This is a genomic window from Pseudoalteromonas sp. MBR-15 (assembly GCF_053628915.1).
Genome location: NZ_JBRJHH010000008.1, coordinates 228,053 through 245,162, shown reverse-complemented (window position 1 = coordinate 245,162; position 17,110 = coordinate 228,053). Strand labels below are relative to the sequence as shown.

At 41.1% G+C, this 17,110-nt stretch carries 15 protein-coding genes and 1 pseudogene; 6 read left to right on the top strand and 10 right to left on the bottom strand.

The features are described 5' to 3' along the window. Positions 1 to 88: 88 nt before the first annotated feature. Positions 89 to 298, bottom strand: a pseudogene (locus ACSSVW_RS12940) (LysR family transcriptional regulator); the annotation flags it as partial. Positions 299 to 423: 125 nt separating this feature from the next. On the opposite strand from ACSSVW_RS12940, the gene ACSSVW_RS12935 reads away from it, so the two are divergent. The 3 genes from ACSSVW_RS12935 (at position 424) to ACSSVW_RS12925 (ending at position 2,375) form a co-directional block, all read left to right on the top strand. After that, the gene (locus tag ACSSVW_RS12935) at positions 424 to 915 is read left to right on the top strand and encodes a VOC family protein (RefSeq protein WP_454179452.1); all 492 of its coding nucleotides are present in this window, start codon (positions 424 to 426) and stop codon (positions 913 to 915) included. 359 nt (positions 916 to 1,274) lie between these two features. Further along, entirely contained in the window at positions 1,275 to 1,622 is a 348-nt protein-coding gene (locus ACSSVW_RS12930) for a hypothetical protein (RefSeq protein ID WP_454179451.1), read from the top strand. Positions 1,623 to 1,712: 90 nt separating this feature from the next. Then, positions 1,713 to 2,375 (top strand): hypothetical protein, encoded by a 663-nt coding sequence (locus ACSSVW_RS12925; protein ID WP_454179450.1) that lies wholly within the window; start codon positions 1,713 to 1,715, stop codon positions 2,373 to 2,375. Between the two features lie 216 nt (positions 2,376 to 2,591). On the opposite strand, the gene pyrF is transcribed toward ACSSVW_RS12925, so the two are convergent. The 9 genes from pyrF to gyrA form a co-directional block, all read right to left on the bottom strand. Then, complete coding sequence (gene pyrF / locus ACSSVW_RS12920; protein ID WP_036968566.1) at positions 2,592 to 3,296, bottom strand: orotidine-5'-phosphate decarboxylase; 705 nt, start codon at positions 3,294 to 3,296, stop codon at positions 2,592 to 2,594. 33 nt (positions 3,297 to 3,329) lie between these two features. Further along, on the bottom strand, positions 3,330 to 4,466 hold the full coding sequence (lapB, locus tag ACSSVW_RS12915) for a lipopolysaccharide assembly protein LapB (protein ID WP_075593606.1): 1,137 nt from the start codon (positions 4,464 to 4,466) through the stop codon (positions 3,330 to 3,332). A gap of 2 nt (positions 4,467 to 4,468) precedes the next feature. Further along, entirely contained in the window at positions 4,469 to 4,750 is a 282-nt protein-coding gene (locus ACSSVW_RS12910) for a lipopolysaccharide assembly protein LapA domain-containing protein (protein ID WP_054551349.1), read from the bottom strand. A gap of 20 nt (positions 4,751 to 4,770) precedes the next feature. After that, positions 4,771 to 5,058, bottom strand: coding sequence for an integration host factor subunit beta (gene ihfB / locus ACSSVW_RS12905; RefSeq protein ID WP_036968575.1), 288 nt, complete (start codon positions 5,056 to 5,058; stop codon positions 4,771 to 4,773). 62 nt (positions 5,059 to 5,120) lie between these two features. Then, complete coding sequence (gene rpsA, locus ACSSVW_RS12900) at positions 5,121 to 6,788, bottom strand: 30S ribosomal protein S1 (protein WP_036968578.1); 1,668 nt, start codon at positions 6,786 to 6,788, stop codon at positions 5,121 to 5,123. A gap of 93 nt (positions 6,789 to 6,881) precedes the next feature. Beyond that, positions 6,882 to 7,595, bottom strand: a complete 714-nt coding sequence (gene cmk / locus ACSSVW_RS12895) for a (d)CMP kinase (RefSeq protein ID WP_036968581.1) — start codon at positions 7,593 to 7,595, stop codon at positions 6,882 to 6,884. Positions 7,596 to 7,699: 104 nt separating this feature from the next. Beyond that, positions 7,700 to 8,980, bottom strand: coding sequence for a 3-phosphoshikimate 1-carboxyvinyltransferase (gene aroA / locus ACSSVW_RS12890; RefSeq protein ID WP_074988248.1), 1,281 nt, complete (start codon positions 8,978 to 8,980; stop codon positions 7,700 to 7,702). 1 nt (position 8,981) lies between these two features. Further along, the gene (gene serC, locus ACSSVW_RS12885) at positions 8,982 to 10,070 is read right to left on the bottom strand and encodes a 3-phosphoserine/phosphohydroxythreonine transaminase (protein ID WP_454179449.1); all 1,089 of its coding nucleotides are present in this window, start codon (positions 10,068 to 10,070) and stop codon (positions 8,982 to 8,984) included. Between the two features lie 69 nt (positions 10,071 to 10,139). Beyond that, the gene (gyrA, locus tag ACSSVW_RS12880) at positions 10,140 to 12,836 is read right to left on the bottom strand and encodes a DNA topoisomerase (ATP-hydrolyzing) subunit A (protein WP_036968590.1); all 2,697 of its coding nucleotides are present in this window, start codon (positions 12,834 to 12,836) and stop codon (positions 10,140 to 10,142) included. Between the two features lie 176 nt (positions 12,837 to 13,012). Here gyrA and ubiG point away from each other — a divergent pair, with 176 nt between their 5' ends. From ubiG to nrdA, 3 genes are all read left to right on the top strand, one after another. Next, positions 13,013 to 13,723, top strand: a complete 711-nt coding sequence (ubiG, locus tag ACSSVW_RS12875; RefSeq protein WP_075593609.1) for a bifunctional 2-polyprenyl-6-hydroxyphenol methylase/3-demethylubiquinol 3-O-methyltransferase UbiG — start codon at positions 13,013 to 13,015, stop codon at positions 13,721 to 13,723. Then, on the top strand, positions 13,723 to 14,394 hold the full coding sequence (locus tag ACSSVW_RS12870) for an HAD family hydrolase (RefSeq protein WP_036968596.1): 672 nt from the start codon (positions 13,723 to 13,725) through the stop codon (positions 14,392 to 14,394). Before ubiG ends, ACSSVW_RS12870 begins: the two co-directional genes overlap by 1 nt. A 389-nt stretch (positions 14,395 to 14,783) precedes the next feature. Then, entirely contained in the window at positions 14,784 to 17,069 is a 2,286-nt protein-coding gene (gene nrdA, locus ACSSVW_RS12865; protein ID WP_036968599.1) for a class 1a ribonucleoside-diphosphate reductase subunit alpha, read from the top strand. Positions 17,070 to 17,110: the final 41 nt, after the last annotated feature.

The window sequence follows — 17,110 nt, the reverse complement described above, 5'->3', positions numbered from 1 at the left end:
GCGTTTTAATTTCGTCATTTTTTCACCCAAATTTGTATGCTTATTAGCATAACATTTCTTTCTTAATGGGTGGCCAAATTAACTATGCCACTATATGGTTGTAAACCAACCGACCTTGCTCAGTAATTGAAAATGACTTCTTCTCTCTTTTAATTAACTTACATTCACACGCCTCTTCGAGTTTGTTGATGTGCTGGCTAACTCCCGGTTGAGTCATATAAAGTTTTTCGGCAGTTTGTGTAAAGTGCCCAACATCAACAAGCGTTATAAACGTTTCTAACCAAACAGGATTTAGCATACCACCCTTTCATAACTTTAAATTATCATTTTAATAATAATCGATAATTTAATTTTATCAATAAGCGTTCATATAATTTACTCATTAATTAGGTTTTATATTTCAGCAACACCTAGGAGAAAATTATGAAAATGAATCATGTTGGTATTATGGTTGGCGATATGGACAAAGCGGTTGAGTTCTACACTAAAGCGCTAGGCCTTAGAATTGTAATGAATAACACCAGAGTTATAGAAGAGCGAAAATCAGCAATCGGTCGCATGTGTATTGCGGTATTCGGTGAAGGCTTCAAAAGTTTTAATATTGCTCACTTAGTAACTACTGATGGTATCGGTGTTGAGCTGTTTGAAATGGTTGACCGCGAAGAGAGCCACAACGTTGATTTCTCGCGCCTTGGTATCTTCCATTTCTGTTTACAGTTGCCAAAGGAGCAGTTTGAAACAGCAATTAAACGTGTTGAAGAGTATGGTGGCAGAGTTCGCATGGATATCCACCGTTATCATCCTGAAGATGAACTAAAGCAAGCGCAAATGGTTTACCTAGAAGACCCATTTGGCAACCTATTTGAGTTTTACTCTCACTCTTACGAAGATACTTACGCTTCAGACTACGAATAACATAAAAGAGTAGAAAATTTTCTACTCTTTGTTTGTTGTTTCTGCCGAGGTGTTTGTTCATTTTTGTTGTTCATGTGTAGTTTAAAGTAGACGTACACTACTTGTTAATTCTGCATAGTCGCAACGTGTATACCATTTATTAATCGGTTATTTCTATAGCCGTACGACGCTCATAAATACACTGAATCAATACATCTGCACTTTATTGTGTTGAAGCTGTATTTACTTTACTATAACTTTTAGGTACTCATAAATGAGTCTATACATGCAGTTCTTCTACCTTACAAGAGAGTGCACATTACAAGTTCTTACAGTAAGTTATTAGCAGTGTTCACCCGTATACACACAAGGAAGCTAAAATGAAATTGAAGGCAAGTTTACTAATTGCTACTTTACTGGCATCAGTGCCATGTTTTGCGGATTATACTTATCAAGTGTCTACATCTGTTTACTCCGATGGCACACTGTTAGCCTCCCCAACCATGTTAGTTGAAGCTAATAAAGAAGCGTCAATTAAATTGGGAACTGACTTTAGCTATTTTCTAACACTTAAGCCAAACAAAGATGAAACTGTGGATGTAATTACGGCAGTTACTGTTGGCGATCGCACTATCACCCCTTCATTAACTGTTGCCAACGGCAAGGAAGCAACAATAAAAATTGGTTCGCAAACGCTCACCTTACTAGTGAACAAGGTTGGCAGCTAATAAGTTTTAAGCTTCGTTCGGTCTACACCTACATGACTGCCTAAACTGCACTTCTACAGTCCATTAAACAGTATTTAAGATCAGGTCATCATGAAGTTAATTCTACTATTATCTCTTTTTACTTTAAGCGCCTATTCTCGCGCTAGTGAAGTTGACTACCCCGACTTTGTCAATTTAAAACCTGATTACATAATCGTTTGGGGCTATATCGAAACAGAAGAATATTTACCAGAACCCGAGATTGAATGCGCAAAGGATCTATTATGTATTTCATTAGATCCACCTCCTCTCAAACTGACTATAGAAGTAGAAGAAGTTATTTACGGACACATACAATCAAAAATTGTTACTGCTTACACAACCAGTCATTTTGGATTGGAAACTTATTCTGGTTTCCTACCCTACCTTTTTTTACTACAAAGCAATGGAAAAGACCTTATAATTCCTAGATATAGTCCAAAGAAAATTGCTTATGATATTAACGATGAACCAACACTCCCTATGCTAAGTGTCAATGACACCCCAAACTGGCTTCCTTGTGAAATATCCAAGCTAAATAAAGAGATAAAATACAATGGGTCACATGCGGGTATTTTGTATGCAATAGAATCATTCACTCCAGAAAACTTAAAAATTATTAAAGAGTTTTCTATTGTTTCAGAATACTCTGTTCGCGTTATACGCGGTATTTATTTATCTGATTTAAAAAACTATTTAGCCGACATGAGTACATTTAATCATTGTGTTAGATAAGCCACATCAACAAGTGAATTGCACGCTGGAAATTTAAGCCAACACTCTAACGTATTTTGTCCATAAATATGTAAGTGAAAAGTATTTGAGCAACAACTTATGACACATTACGTTACGGACTAAAAAGTATCACCAAGTTTGATCATTTGCGTCCCTTAAACAAAAAGAGCAAAGTAAAAACTTTGCTCTTTATTCATTCAGATTAAATAACGCAGGTTATTTTAGCGAGTCATTAATTTCTTTTAGTGTTGCCACTGGGTCTGCAGATTGGGTGATTGGGCGGCCAACGACTAAATAATCGCTTCCATCTTCAACAGCTTGCTTTGGTGTCATAATGCGTTTTTGGTCACCAGCATCGCTACCTGCAGGGCGAATACCTGGGGTAACCAGTTTAAAGTCTGCGCCTAGCTCTGCTTTTAACTTTTTCGCTTCTTGCGCTGAACACACTACCCCATCAAGGCCTGATTCTTTAGCTAGTTTTGCTAGGTAGATAACCTGCTCTTCAGGTGTTTTATCTACACCTAAGCGAGTAAGTTCGGCGGCATCCATGCTGGTTAATACTGTTACTGCAATCAATAATGGTGCGTCATCACCAAACTGCTCTAATGCTTGCTTTGCTTTGGTCATCATTTCAACGCCGCCAGAAGCATGCACGTTAACCATCCATACACCCATTTTTGCAGCTGCTGTAACAGCTTTTGCAACGGTGTTTGGAATATCATGAAATTTCAGGTCTAAGAAAACATCAAACCCAAGATCTATTAGTTCTTTTACAAAGCTAGGGCCAAAATACGTGAACATTTCTTTGCCTACTTTAAGACGACACGTTTCAGGCGATAATTGCTTTACAAACGTAAGCGCTGTTTGTTGATCGTCATAATCAAGGGCAATTAATACTTTTTTTGAATCTTCGACAGACATAACTTTCCTAAAAAACTAATGGACTAATATGAATTAAAAACCGTCTATGCCACGGCTTGGAACAATTGTTTCCCAGTGTTTACAAGATGGACACACCCAATAAATGGTATGACTGGTAAAGCCACAATGCTGACACTGAAAATCAGGTTTGGTTGCGATATAAGAGGTAACCAATTTATCAATTTGATCTAGTACATCTTTAATATCGTTATTTTGTTTCGCGAGCAGTTGTAATAAAAAGCTAAAGCCACGGATCGTGGGATGGCGCTTTAAACTGTCGGTTAAAAATTTAATGGCTTGCTCAATATGCCCTTGTTCAAGGAGTGCTTGGCAATGCTTTATTTTTATTAATACTCCCCCTTTTTCGAGCAGTTCATTCAGTAAATCATGAAATTGATGCGTTAAGTTAAGTTTGTCATAACTCATTGCCAGCTCTTCAATAAACACAGGGGCAAAAAAGGTAAACTGGCTAATTAGCTCTCGCCAATAGTAAATTGCTTTCACATAATCTTCTTTGGTAAAAGCGCTGTGGCCGAGCTCATACAAAGGGCGAATAGCTTTGTGGTTTAAGCTAATCGCCTTGCGCATAATTTGTGTATCGTTGTCTTGTAAAGCGGCTTCACAATAAAAATTAGCAATGGCTTTAACATGCTGTGGTTTTGTAAATAGCTCACTGTGCGCCTCGTACATGTTAATGCCTTTATCCCACTCTCGCGTTTGCGAATATAGGTTAATAATAGGCTCTAAGGCTTCTTTGTATCCGGCTTTCACAAGCCAGACTAAATGCTCTTCCGCACCATCTAACAGCCCTGCCATAATATAATCTTCGGCAAGCTCTAAACGGCTGGTGGCTGCTTGTTGTTCATCTAAACTGGGGTGTTTTAATAACAGCTCATGAATTTTAATTGCACGGTCTAACTCGCCACGACGGCGAAACATGGTCGCCAATGTTGAATAGTGTTCAACGGAGTCTGCTGCAACTTCAAGAAGATTAATTAAGTGTTCTAAGCCTTGGTCTTCTTCTCTGTCTAAGAGAAACTTTAAGCCTTTAGAATATTCAGAGGTGATTTGGCGATTAAGCTGATGAGCTTGGTTTTTAGCACTGTTTTTACCCATTATCCAGCCGTAACCGGCTGCAACGGGTAAAAGTAAAAACAGAAGCTCAATCATGATTAGGTGTCTTTATTAGCAACAAGCTTTTTATTGTTTTTTTCAGGCGCTAACTTTTTCTTTAAGCGATAATTTTGCCACTTTAACTGCGAAAACAGTGTAAAGCTTATAAAACAACCAATGGCGACACCTAAAATAAAGCAGATACTTATTACAACAGCTAAGGGCAACGTATTACTGGCAATTAAATAATTGATTTGCACAAGTTGTGGATTTTGTGAACCAAGTACAAATGCAATAAATAAGCACAGCGCTATTAATACAATTTTTAATACCCTAAACAAGTAACTACTCCTGTATAAAACTAGGCAATACTCGCATTTACGCGGTCACGTAATTCTTTACCTGGTTTAAAATGTGGTACGTGCTTACCGTCTAGCTCAACTGTTTCGCCAGTCTTTGGATTACGACCTGTGCGCGGAGAACGATAATGCAATGAGAAACTTCCAAAGCCACGGATCTCGATACGATCTGAGCTAGATAATGAACCGGCCATTTGTTCAAGAATTTCTTTAACGGCATTTTCAACATCTTTCACTGGAATGTGTGCGTGTTGTTCAGCTAGTTGTTCTATCAATTCTGACTTAGTCATAACGTTTCCTTAAAAAGAGATAAAGGAAGGGCAAAACTGCCCTTCCAATTAAAGACTATAGATTAGTCTTTTTGAGCATTTTTGAATGCTGCAGCCATTGCGTTTTCAAACGCTGGCTCTTCTTTCTTAAGCTTCTCTAGTACTTCTTTCTCTTCTGCTTCGAAAAGAGCTTTAACAGATAAGCTTAAAGTGCGGTTCTTACGATCAACACCAACGTATTTCGCTTCGATTTCGTCGCCTGCAGAAACTACAGTAGTAGCATCTTCAACGCGCTCTTGAGCGATATCAGCTACACGGATGTAACCTTCAACGCCTTCGATTAGCTCAACAGTTGCGCCTTTCGCATCAACTTCAGTCACTTTACCTTTAACAATAGCACCTTTTTTGTTTGCGTCCAGGTAGTTATTGAAAGGGTCAGCTTCGATTTGCTTAACGCCTAGAGAGATACGCTCACGCTCTGGGTCAACTTGCAATACGATAGCAGTGATTTCGTCGCCTTTCTTGAATTCACGTACAGCTTCTTCGCCTGGTGTGTTCCAAGAAATGTCTGAAAGGTGAACAAGACCGTCAATACCGCCTTCAAGACCGATGAAGATACCGAAGTCAGTGATTGATTTGATCTTACCAGTAACTTGGTCGCCTTTGTTTTGTAGACGAGCAAATTCTTGCCATGGGTTAGCAATACATTGCTTAAGACCAAGAGAAATACGACGACGCTCTTCGTCGATTTCAAGAACCATAACTTCAACAGTGTCACCTAGTGAAACAACTTTTGAAGGGTGGATGTTCTTGTTAGTCCAATCCATTTCAGAAACGTGTACTAGACCTTCAACGCCTTCTTCGATTTCAACGAAACAGCCGTAATCTGTAAGGTTAGTAACACGACCAGAAAGCTTAGAACCTTCTGGGTAACGACCAGCGATAGCTGCCCATGGATCTTCGCCAAGTTGTTTAAGACCTAGAGATACACGAGTTTTATCTTTGTCGAATTTAAGAACTTTAACTGCGATTTCGTCGCCAACATTAACGATTTCTGAAGGGTGCTTAACACGCTTCCACGCCATGTCTGTGATGTGTAGTAGACCGTCAACACCACCAAGATCAACGAACGCACCGTAGTCAGTAAGGTTCTTAACGATACCTTTAACTTCTTGACCTTCAACAAGGTTAGCAAGAAGTTCTTCACGCTCTTGTGAGTTTTCTGATTCGATAACTGCACGGCGAGAAACAACAACGTTGTTACGTTTTTGGTCAAGCTTGATTACTTTGAACTCAAGCTCTTTACCTTCAAGGTGAGTTGTGTCACGTACTGGACGAACATCAACAAGTGAACCAGGTAGGAAAGCACGGATTGAATCAACTTCAACAGTGAAACCGCCTTTAACTTTACCGTTGATAACACCAGTAACAGTTTCTTGCTCTTCACATGCTTTTTCTAAGCGGATCCACGCTTCGTGACGCTTCGCTTTCTCACGAGAAAGGATAGTTTCACCGAAACCGTCTTCGATTGCATCTAACGCAACATCTACTTCGTCGCCAACAGCAACTTCTAGTTCACCAGCAGCATTTTTGAATTGCTCAGCAGGGATTGCACTCTCAGATTTAAGACCAGCATCAACAAGTACGATGTTGTTCTCGATTGAGATAACTGTACCTTTAACGATAGAGCCTTGCTCTGCTTCAAAACCCTTTAGGCTTTCTTCAAATAACTGCGCAAAATTTTCTGACATTATACGTCTCTAAATAATTAAATAACCAATTAGCAACCATGCTGCATGGGGTTGTTAAAATAGCGCTGGCATCCTGCCGGCACATTAAAAAATTTACTTTTTAGCTTTAGGGAGCTTACCCGCAAGTACGGCTTCGTCGACTAAAGTAATAACTTTATCAAACACTTGCATTGCATTGAACTCGCTAGTATCGATTTCAATGGCATCTTTTGCAGGCACAAGCGGCGCAACTTCACGTGTCATATCACGGTGATCGCGTGCTTTTATGTCCTCAAGTAGACCACTTAGTGTAACATCTAGTCCACGATCGTTCAACTCAGCAAAGCGACGACGCGCACGCTCCTCAGCAGTCGCTGTTAAATATATTTTTAATGGCGCGTCTGGGAACACAACCGTGCCCATATCGCGACCATCTGCAATTAATCCGCTTTCAGTACGAAACGCGCGTTGACGACGCAATAATGCTTCTCTTACGCGTGGTAAAGCAGCGACTTTTGAGGCTGCAGCACCAACTTCTTCGTTGCGAATTGTTGTTGTGACGTCTTCGCCTTCTAGTACAATTTTAGACGTGTGTGTTTGGCTATCTACCAAAAACTGTACATCTAAGTTTGCAGCCAGCGGCACTAATGCATCTTCATTGTCTAATTCAATTTGATGATGAAGTGCAGCAAGTGACAGCACACGATAAATCGCCCCGCTGTCTAATACATCCCAACCTAATTTCTCGGCTAACAAGCGACAAACAGTTCCTTTACCTGAACCACTTGGGCCATCAATGGTGATTACGGGCATTAATAACGCCTGCATTTATAACCTCCTGCAATGCACACCAAAATAAAACCGCAACATTATACGTCAGTTCTCGTAATAGATCCGCACTTTGAATGTAACTTTTTATATTTTCTTCTGTTTTATTGACTTGAGACAGACTCTAGTACCTTGAAAAACGTTGGAAAAGTTTTATATGTACACTTAGGATCATTAATGGTTATTGGCTTACCGCCAACGGCCACCATCGCAAAGCACATGGCAATACGGTGATCATTGTATGTATCTATCGCTACATCATTAAATGTTTTTGGCGGTGTAATTTCGATGAAATCTTCACCTTCGACTACCTCAGCGCCCACTTTACGAAGTTCTGTCGCCATGGCGTACAAGCGGTCTGTTTCTTTTACACGCCAGTTATAGATATTGCGGATTGCAGTTGTACCTTTTGCGAATAACGCAACAGTGGCCAGTGTCATGGCCGCATCAGGAATAGCGTTTGCGTCGATATCAACCGCGTTAAGTTCACCTTTACGCACAACCAGCTTTTCATCGTACCAATCAATCTTAGCGCCCACTTGTTCCATCACTTTAGCAAAGCCAATGTCACCTTGAACAGACGCAGCACCAACACCATTAATTTCTATTTCACCACCCGCTATTGCGGCAGCTGCAACAAAGTATGATGCGCTCGATGCATCACCTTCGACCATAATGCGCTCTAGTGCTTGGTATTGTTGGCACCCTTTTACATAAAATACTTCGTAGTTGTCGTGTTTAACTAACACACCAAAACGCTGCATAACATCTAAGGTAATATCAATATAAGGTTTTGATACTAACGTACCTTTAATACGGATTTCTGTATCACCATTAAATAATGGCGCTGCCATTAATAAGGCCGTTAAAAACTGACTAGATATACTGCCGTCAATTTCAACTTGGCCGCCATTAATTTTACCGCCTTTAATGGCCAGTGGTGGATAGTCTTTATGTTTTAAATATTCAACATCACCACCCAGCGCATGCAGAGCATCTACTAAATGCCCAATAGGACGCTCTTCCATACGTGGCTCACCGACAAGCTCATACTCGCCCTCTACAGCGGCAAGAACCGCTGTTAAAGGCCGATAAGCTGTGCCAGCATTGCCGAGAAATAACGGCTCGCTAGGTGTTAAGAATTTACCTGCTACCCCTTCAACGGTCGCAACGGTTTTATCGTCATTTAAGGTAACATTCACACCCAATAGCTTAAGTGCGCCTAACATATGACGAATATCATCACTGTCTAGTAAATTTTCAACGACCGTGGTGCCCTGTGCAAGCGCCGCCAAAAGTAAAATACGATTTGATAAACTCTTTGAGCCCGGCAGCGTGACACTGCCATTTACCTTTGAGATAGGTTCAAGACGAAGCTGTTCCATATTAGCTATTCTCCTTGGCGAATTTATCCATAAAATCAACCAAGGCTTGTACACCAGCAAGTGGCATTGCGTTATAAATACTTGCGCGCATACCACCTACAATGCGGTGGCCTTCGAGCGCCAGTAAACCCGCTTCTTTCGATTCTTTAATAAACTGGTCATTAAGCGATTCATCGTTTAACCAAAATGGTACGTTCATACGCGATCGGCAATGCTTAGCAACTTTATTATTATAAAAATCTGAATTGTCGATAAAGTTATACAGCAATTCTGCTTTGGCAATATTTTGCTCTTCCATGGCTTTTACGCCACCGTTTGCTTCTAACCATTCAAACACTTCTGCTGCTAAGTACCATGCAAATGTCGGTGGCGTGTTGTACATGCTGCCTTGCTTTGCTTCTAATGCGTAATCAAGAATACCTGGTTTTTCGAGACCTTCGCGCTCAAGCAACGTTTTACGAATAATAACAATTGCTAAACCCGATGGGCCGATGTTCTTTTGTGCGCCTGCATAAATGACATCGAACTGGTTTACGTCAATTTCGCGTGACAAAATTGTTGATGACATATCGGCGACTATTGGCGCAGATGGGTGTGAAGGCACGTCAAAAATCTCAATACCATCAACCGTTTCATTTGGGCAATAGTGAATGTATGACGCATCAGCTGGTAATTCCCAGCTTGTCGCTGGTTTAATTGAAAACTGGCCATTTTGCTGCTCGTCATTACGAACATTAATACTTGTCACTGCGGTGAACTTTTCGGCTTCTTGTGTCGCGCCTTTTGACCACACACCGTTTTCACAATACACCGCTGGCTTATCTGCTAAATGCAAATTTAGTGGTACAGCACTAAATTGGCCTCGGCCACCGCCGTGCATGAATAAAACTTCAAATTCGTCACTGATATTCATTAGACGGCGTAAGCTTGCTTCACATTTTGCTGTAAGCTCTAAAAATTCGCTACTACGATGGCTGATTTCCATCACAGATACGCCTAAACCTTGCCAATCTATAAATTCTTTTTGTGCTTTTTGCATTACTGCCGGCGGTAACATTGCCGGTCCTGCACAAAAATTATATTTAGTCATTACTTTGCCTCATTCCAGTAATTATAGTGCGGATAAAAAAAGCGGCCGAAGCCGCTTTTTAAATCAATGTTACTCTGAAGGTGGGTTATCAACCGTTTCTTCAGTATGTGTATCGACTACTTCAACGCCCTCGCCTTCGATGGCTTCAAGCTCATCAACTTCGATTTCTTCGATACGTTGTAAACCAACTACTTGCTCTTCGTCAATAGTTCGTATCAAAATAACGCCCTGCGTATTACGACCAACCGTAGAAACCTCATTAACACGAGTACGAACAAGCGTACCGCGATTAGAGATAATCATGATTTCGTCGTTTTCATCAACTTGTACTGCACCAACCACTGCGCCATTACGCTCGCTTACTTTGATTGATACAACACCTTGTGTTGCACGGCTCTTCGATGGGTAATCGGCAAGTGCTGTACGCTTACCATAACCATTTTCAGTCACGGTGAGGATTGCACCGTCTGTCTTAGGCACAATTAACGACACAACGCGTTGGTCGTCTGCCATCTTAATACCACGCACACCGGTTGCAGTACGACCCATTGGGCGTACACCTTTGAAGCGGATTTCAGGGTTACCCTCTTCATCAAGTACCGGATTGCCATTTTCATCAACGACGGTCGACTCTTCCGCTTCTTTAAAGCGTACTACCTTGCCTGCGTCTGTGAATAGCATGATTTCGTTTGTACCATCAGTGATATCAACACCAATTAGGCTATCGCCTTCATTTAGGTTGACCGCAATGATACCGCTTGCGCGTTGACGGCTATAAGCTGTTAATGGTGTTTTCTTAACTGTACCAAATGCTGTAGCCATGAAGATGTATTTATCTTCTTCGTACTCACGTACAGGTAGAATTGCAGTGATACGTTCGTCAGCTTCAAGCGGCAGTAAGTTCACAATTGGCTTACCACGCGCTGCACGGCTGGCAAGTGGTAATTGGTATACTTTCAGCCAGTATAAACGACCAGCAGTCGAGAAACACAGAATCGTATCGTGTGTATTTGCAACAAGGAGACGTTCAATGAAATCTTCATCTTTCATCTTCGTTGCTGATTTACCTTTACCACCACGACGTTGTGCTTCGTAGTCTGATAATGGCTGATACTTCACATACCCTTCATGAGAAAGCGTTACGACAACGTCTTCTTCATTAATTAAGTCTTCAAGGCTGATATCGTGAGCTGCTGCACTGATTTCTGTACGGCGTTCGTCGCCATATTGTTCTTTAATTTCAACTAGTTCGTCGCGGATAACTTCCATAAGGCGATCTGGGGTTGAAAGGATGTAAAGTAGTTCAGCAATAAGATCGAGTAGTGTTTGGTACTCGTCTAAGATCTTCTCATGCTCAAGACCCGTTAGTTTGTGTAAACGTAGGTCAAGGATCGCTTGTGCTTGTTGCTCAGATAAATAGTACTCACCATCACGAATACCTAGCTCTGGTGCTAGCCAATCAGGACGCGCTACATTTTCTTCACCGGCTTTTTCAAGCATGGCTTTAACAGTGCCTAGCTCCCAAGACCTTGCTGTTAAAGCTGCTTTTGCTTCAGCAGGCGTAGGTGATTTACGAATTAACTCAATGATTGGGTCGATATTCGCAAGGGCAATCGCTAAGCCTTCAAGCGTATGGGCACGGTCACGGGCTTTACGTAAATCAAATACCGTACGACGGGTGACTACTTCGCGGCGGTGAATGATAAATGCTTCAAGCATTTCTTTTAAGTTGAAACACTTAGGCTGGTTGTTATCAAGTGCAACCATATTCATACCAAACACGGTTTGTAACTGTGTTTGTGCATAAAGGTTATTCAGAATAACTTCGCCTACATCACCACGTTTAATCTCGATAACGATACGCATACCGTCTTTATCTGATTCATCACGGAGTGCGCTAATGCCTTCAATTTTTTTGTCTTTAACAAGTTCAGCGATTTTTTCAATCAAGCGTGCTTTGTTAACTTGGTACGGAATTTCGTGGACGATGATCGTTTCACGACCCGTTTTTTCGTCTACTTCAATTTCTGCGCGTGCGCGGATGTACACTTTACCACGACCCGTTAGGTAAGCTTGCTCTATGCCTTTCTTACCATTAATGATCGCGGCTGTAGGGAAATCTGGACCTGGGATATATTCAATCAGATCAGCAATTGTCATATCTGGGTTTTGGATAAGTGCCAAACACCCATTAATAACTTCAGTTAAGTTATGTGGCGGAATGTTCGTCGCCATACCAACCGCAATACCCGATGAACCATTCACTAATAAGTTAGGTACTTTCGTCGGTAATACGTCAGGAATTTGCTCCGTACCATCATAGTTAGGTACGTAATCAACCGTTTCTTTTTCGAGGTCGGCTAATAGCTCATGTGACATTTTTGCCATACGGACTTCCGTATAACGCATTGCTGCCGCAGAGTCACCGTCAACTGAACCAAAGTTACCTTGGCCATCAACAAGCATATAGCGTAATGAGAAAGGCTGCGCCATACGTACGATGGTGTCATATACCGCGCTGTCGCCATGTGGGTGGTACTTACCGATTACATCACCAACAACACGTGCTGATTTTTTGTAAGGCTTATTCCAATCATTATTGAGTTCGTTCATTGCGAATAAAACACGACGGTGAACAGGTTTTAGACCATCACGTACGTCTGGCAATGCACGTCCTACAATTACGCTCATTGCGTAATCAAGGTAGGAGTTTTTTAATTCATCTTCAATATTGACTGGCAGAATTTCATTGGCGAGATCAGTCATTTGATTTCACATTCCTTCAGTATTGACTCATAAAGAGGCAAAGCGCCGCCTTTAGAGCTTTAGTTATTATTTCATGACCATGCTACCACAATTAATTTAGATTTACAGGCGCTAAATCTTTGCGATTTATTAATTTACCCCTATATAATGGCCTCAGATTGACGAGGAAGTTTTTTATGACCGAACATCAAAATGTAGATAATGCAGAAATTGCAAAGTTTGAAGCCATCGCTGAACGTTGGTGGGACCGCGACGGAGAGTTCAAACCTCTTCATGAAATAAATCCTCTTCGCTTGGATTTTGTTGCCGACAAAGTTGGCGGCTTATTTGATAAAGAAACCTTAGATGTTGGCTGTGGTGGCGGCATTTTAAGTGAAAGCATGGCACGCATGGGAGCTAAAGTAACAGGCATCGATATGGGTCAAGAGCCATTAACCGTTGCTAAGTTACATAGTTTAGAAACCGGTGTCCCTGTTGATTATATGAAAGTACCAGCTGAAGAGTTTGCTAAAGAGCACCCTGCTCGCTTTGATGTAATCACCTGTATGGAAATGTTAGAGCACGTGCCAGACCCTGCTTCTATCATTCGTGCGGTCGCTGAGCTTGCAAAACCTGGCGCCGATGTATTCTTTTCGACATTAAATAAAACACCTAAAGCGTATTTATACGCCATTGTGGGTGCTGAAAAGTTATTAAAAATGGTGCCCGAAGGCACGCACGACCACAAAAAGTTTATAAAACCCGCCCAATTAATTGCATGGGCAGAAGATGCAGGCTTAAAAGTAAGAGCAAGCACAGGCCTCAGCTATAATCCGTTTTCTAAGCAATACAGTTTAAATGATGATGTGAGTGTTAATTACATTCTTCATTTTGAGAAACTTGCCTAATGGCTGGTTGTAATCCTGATATCGCTTTTGATGCCTTTATTTTTGATTTAGATGGCACATTACTCGATACTGCGGATGACCTTGGCGGCGCATTAAATCGCGTATTAGCAGATGCGAATATCGCGCCTGTTGATAAAAGCATTTATCGCCCAGCAGCGTCAAATGGGGCCAATGCATTATTAGAGGTCGGCTTTGGTGATAAATGGCCCGATGTTGAACAATTAGCATTAAGGCAGCAACTGCTCGACTATTATGCAGAAGACATTGCGATTCATAGCAAGTGCTTTAATGGCATTGAGCAACTTCTCGCCTCACTTGAGCAAAACAGCATTAAATGGGGGATCATGACCAATAAGCCCGGCTTTTTAACCGAGCCATTGGTGCAAGCTATCCCTAGCCTTGCTAATGCCATGGCTGTCGTGAGTGGTGATACCTTAGCAGTTGCTAAACCATCGCCAGAGCCACTTATTCATACTGCAAACATGCTCGATGTTGATCCAACGCGTTGTTTATACATAGGTGATGCCGAACGCGACATACAAGCAGCAAAAGCTGCCAACATGTACAGTGCAACTGCACTTTGGGGTTATATACCAAGTGTGGATACCGCACTGAGCTGGGGCGCAGATTTTAACTGGCAAACTCCAACTGATGGATTTATCCATATATAGTGTTAGTTTTAAGTTAAAACACCATATATTGTGATTTGGTTGAGTTTTAAGCAAACTTTGTTGATAAAAAAAACAGTCAAAAATTATTTTTAAAAACGATAATTTTTGTAGATCTTGAGTTGATTTTTACAAATTTCATCATCAATGAATGATCAAAGGTTAATGCTTACTAACACAATTCGTTTATCCAATAGTTATCCACAAAATGGGGCGTTTCTATCCCTTGCAAATGATCGCAGACCACACTATCTTGTGATCTGCGTTTTAAAGAACACCAGATATTGTGGCTAAATGTTATTCAATTGACTCATGCTGGTGCTAATAATAATTATAATTAAGAATACCTTTGTCACTAAAAATATAATTTCCCAAGGAATACAGGCAAAACTATGAACCAACAGCTATCTGTAAGCAAACGTGACGGCCGTAAAGAGTCACTTGATCTAGATAAGATCCATCGCGTCATCGCTTGGGCCGCCGAAGGTCTAAATAATGTGTCTGTGTCACAAGTTGAATTGAAATCACATATTCAATTTTACGATGGCATTCGTACTGACGACATTCACGAAACTATCATTAAAGCAGCAGCCGATCAGATCTCTAAAGATACCCCTGATTATCAATACCTTGCTGCTCGTTTAGCTGTATTCCATTTACGTAAGAAAGCGTATGGTCAATTTGAGCCGCCGCGTTTATACGACCACATTACAAAACTGGTTGAAGACAAGCGTTATGATCAACACTTACTCGTTGATTACACTGAGCAAGAAATTGACGAGTTAGATGCGTATATTGATCATAACCGTGACTTAAACTTCAGCTATGCCGCTGTAAAGCAGCTTGAAGGGAAATACCTAGTACAGAACCGTGTAACGGGTGAAATTTACGAAAGCGCGCAGTTTTTATATATCTTAGTAGCAGCGAGCTTGTTCTCTGACTACCCTCGAGAAACACGCCTTGATTACATCAAGCGCTTTTATGACGCGGTTTCGACATTCAAAATTTCATTGCCGACTCCTATTATGGCTGGTGTGCGTACACCTACGCGTCAATTTAGTTCATGTGTACTGATTGAGTGTGGTGATAGCCTTGATTCAATTAATGCGACATCATCTGCGATTGTTAAATACGTATCACAACGTGCAGGTATTGGTATTAATGCGGGCCGTATTCGTGCTTTAGGTAGCCCAATCCGTAACGGTGAAGCATACCATACTGGGTGTATTCCATTTTATAAACACTTCCAAACGGCGGTTAAGAGCTGTTCTCAAGGGGGTGTCCGTGGTGGTGCAGCAACCCTATTCTACCCGCTGTGGCATTTAGAAGTTGAAAACTTATTAGTTCTTAAAAATAACCGTGGTGTTGATGACAACCGTGTTCGTCATCTAGATTACGGTGTACAGTTCAACAAATTAATGTACAGCCGTTTAATTAAAGACGACTACATTACTTTGTTCAGTCCATCAGACGTACCGGGTCTTTACGATGCATTCTTCGAAGACCAAGCTAAATTTGATGAGCTATACGTAAAATACGAGCAAGATGAGTCGATTCGTAAAAAACGTATTAAAGCGATTGAGCTGTTCTCAATGTTTGCACAAGAGCGTGCAAGTACAGGTCGTATTTATTTACAAAACGTTGACCACTGTAATACTCATAGCCCGTTTATCTCAACGGTAGCACCGATCCGTCAGTCTAACTTATGTTTAGAAATTGCATTACCGACTAAGCCACTTAGTAACGTAATGGACGAAGAAGGCGAAATCGCACTGTGTACACTTTCTGCATTCAACTTAGGTGCAATTGAGTCACTTGATGAGTTAGAAGAGCTTGCTGAACTTGCAGTACGTGCGCTTGATAACTTACTTGATTTCCAAGACTACCCTGTCCCTGCAGCGAAAAACGCAACCATGGGTCGTCGCACGTTAGGTATTGGTGTGATCAACTACGCATACTACCTTGCTAAAAACGGTAAACGTTATTCTGACGGTAGTGCAAACGCATTAACGCACCAAACATTTGAAGCAATTCAATATTATTTAATGAAAGCATCAAATGAGCTTGCTAAAGAACGTGGTGCTTGCCCTAAATTTAATGAAACAACGTACTCGCAAGGTATTATGCCAACAGATACGTACAAGCGTGACCTTGACCAAATCTGTGATGAACCTCTTCACTTAGATTGGGATACACTGCGCGCGAACATTAAAGAACATGGTATGCGTAACTCAACATTGTCGGCATTAATGCCATCAGAGACTTCATCACAAATCTCTAATGCAACAAATGGTATTGAGCCACCGCGTGGACACATCAGTGTTAAAGCAAGTAAAGATGGTATCTTGAAACAAGTAGTACCAGAGTATGAGCGCCTAAAAGACAATTATGAGCTACTTTGGGATATCCCATCAAACGATGGTTATCTGCAATTAGTGGGCATTATGCAGAAGTTCGTTGACCAAACGATCTCTGCGAATACAAATTATGATCCATCTAAGTACGAAGGCGGTAAAGTACCTATGAAGGTGCTTTTAAAAGACCTCCTTTCAGCATATAAACTGGGTGTTAAAACGTTGTATTACCATAACACCCGTGATGGCGCTTCAGATGCTCAAGATGAGCTTACACCTGAGGTGGAAGATGATGGTTGTGCAGGCGGTGCTTGTAAAATCTAATTAAATTAATAACATACACAAGCGGGCTCCTTAGCCCGCTT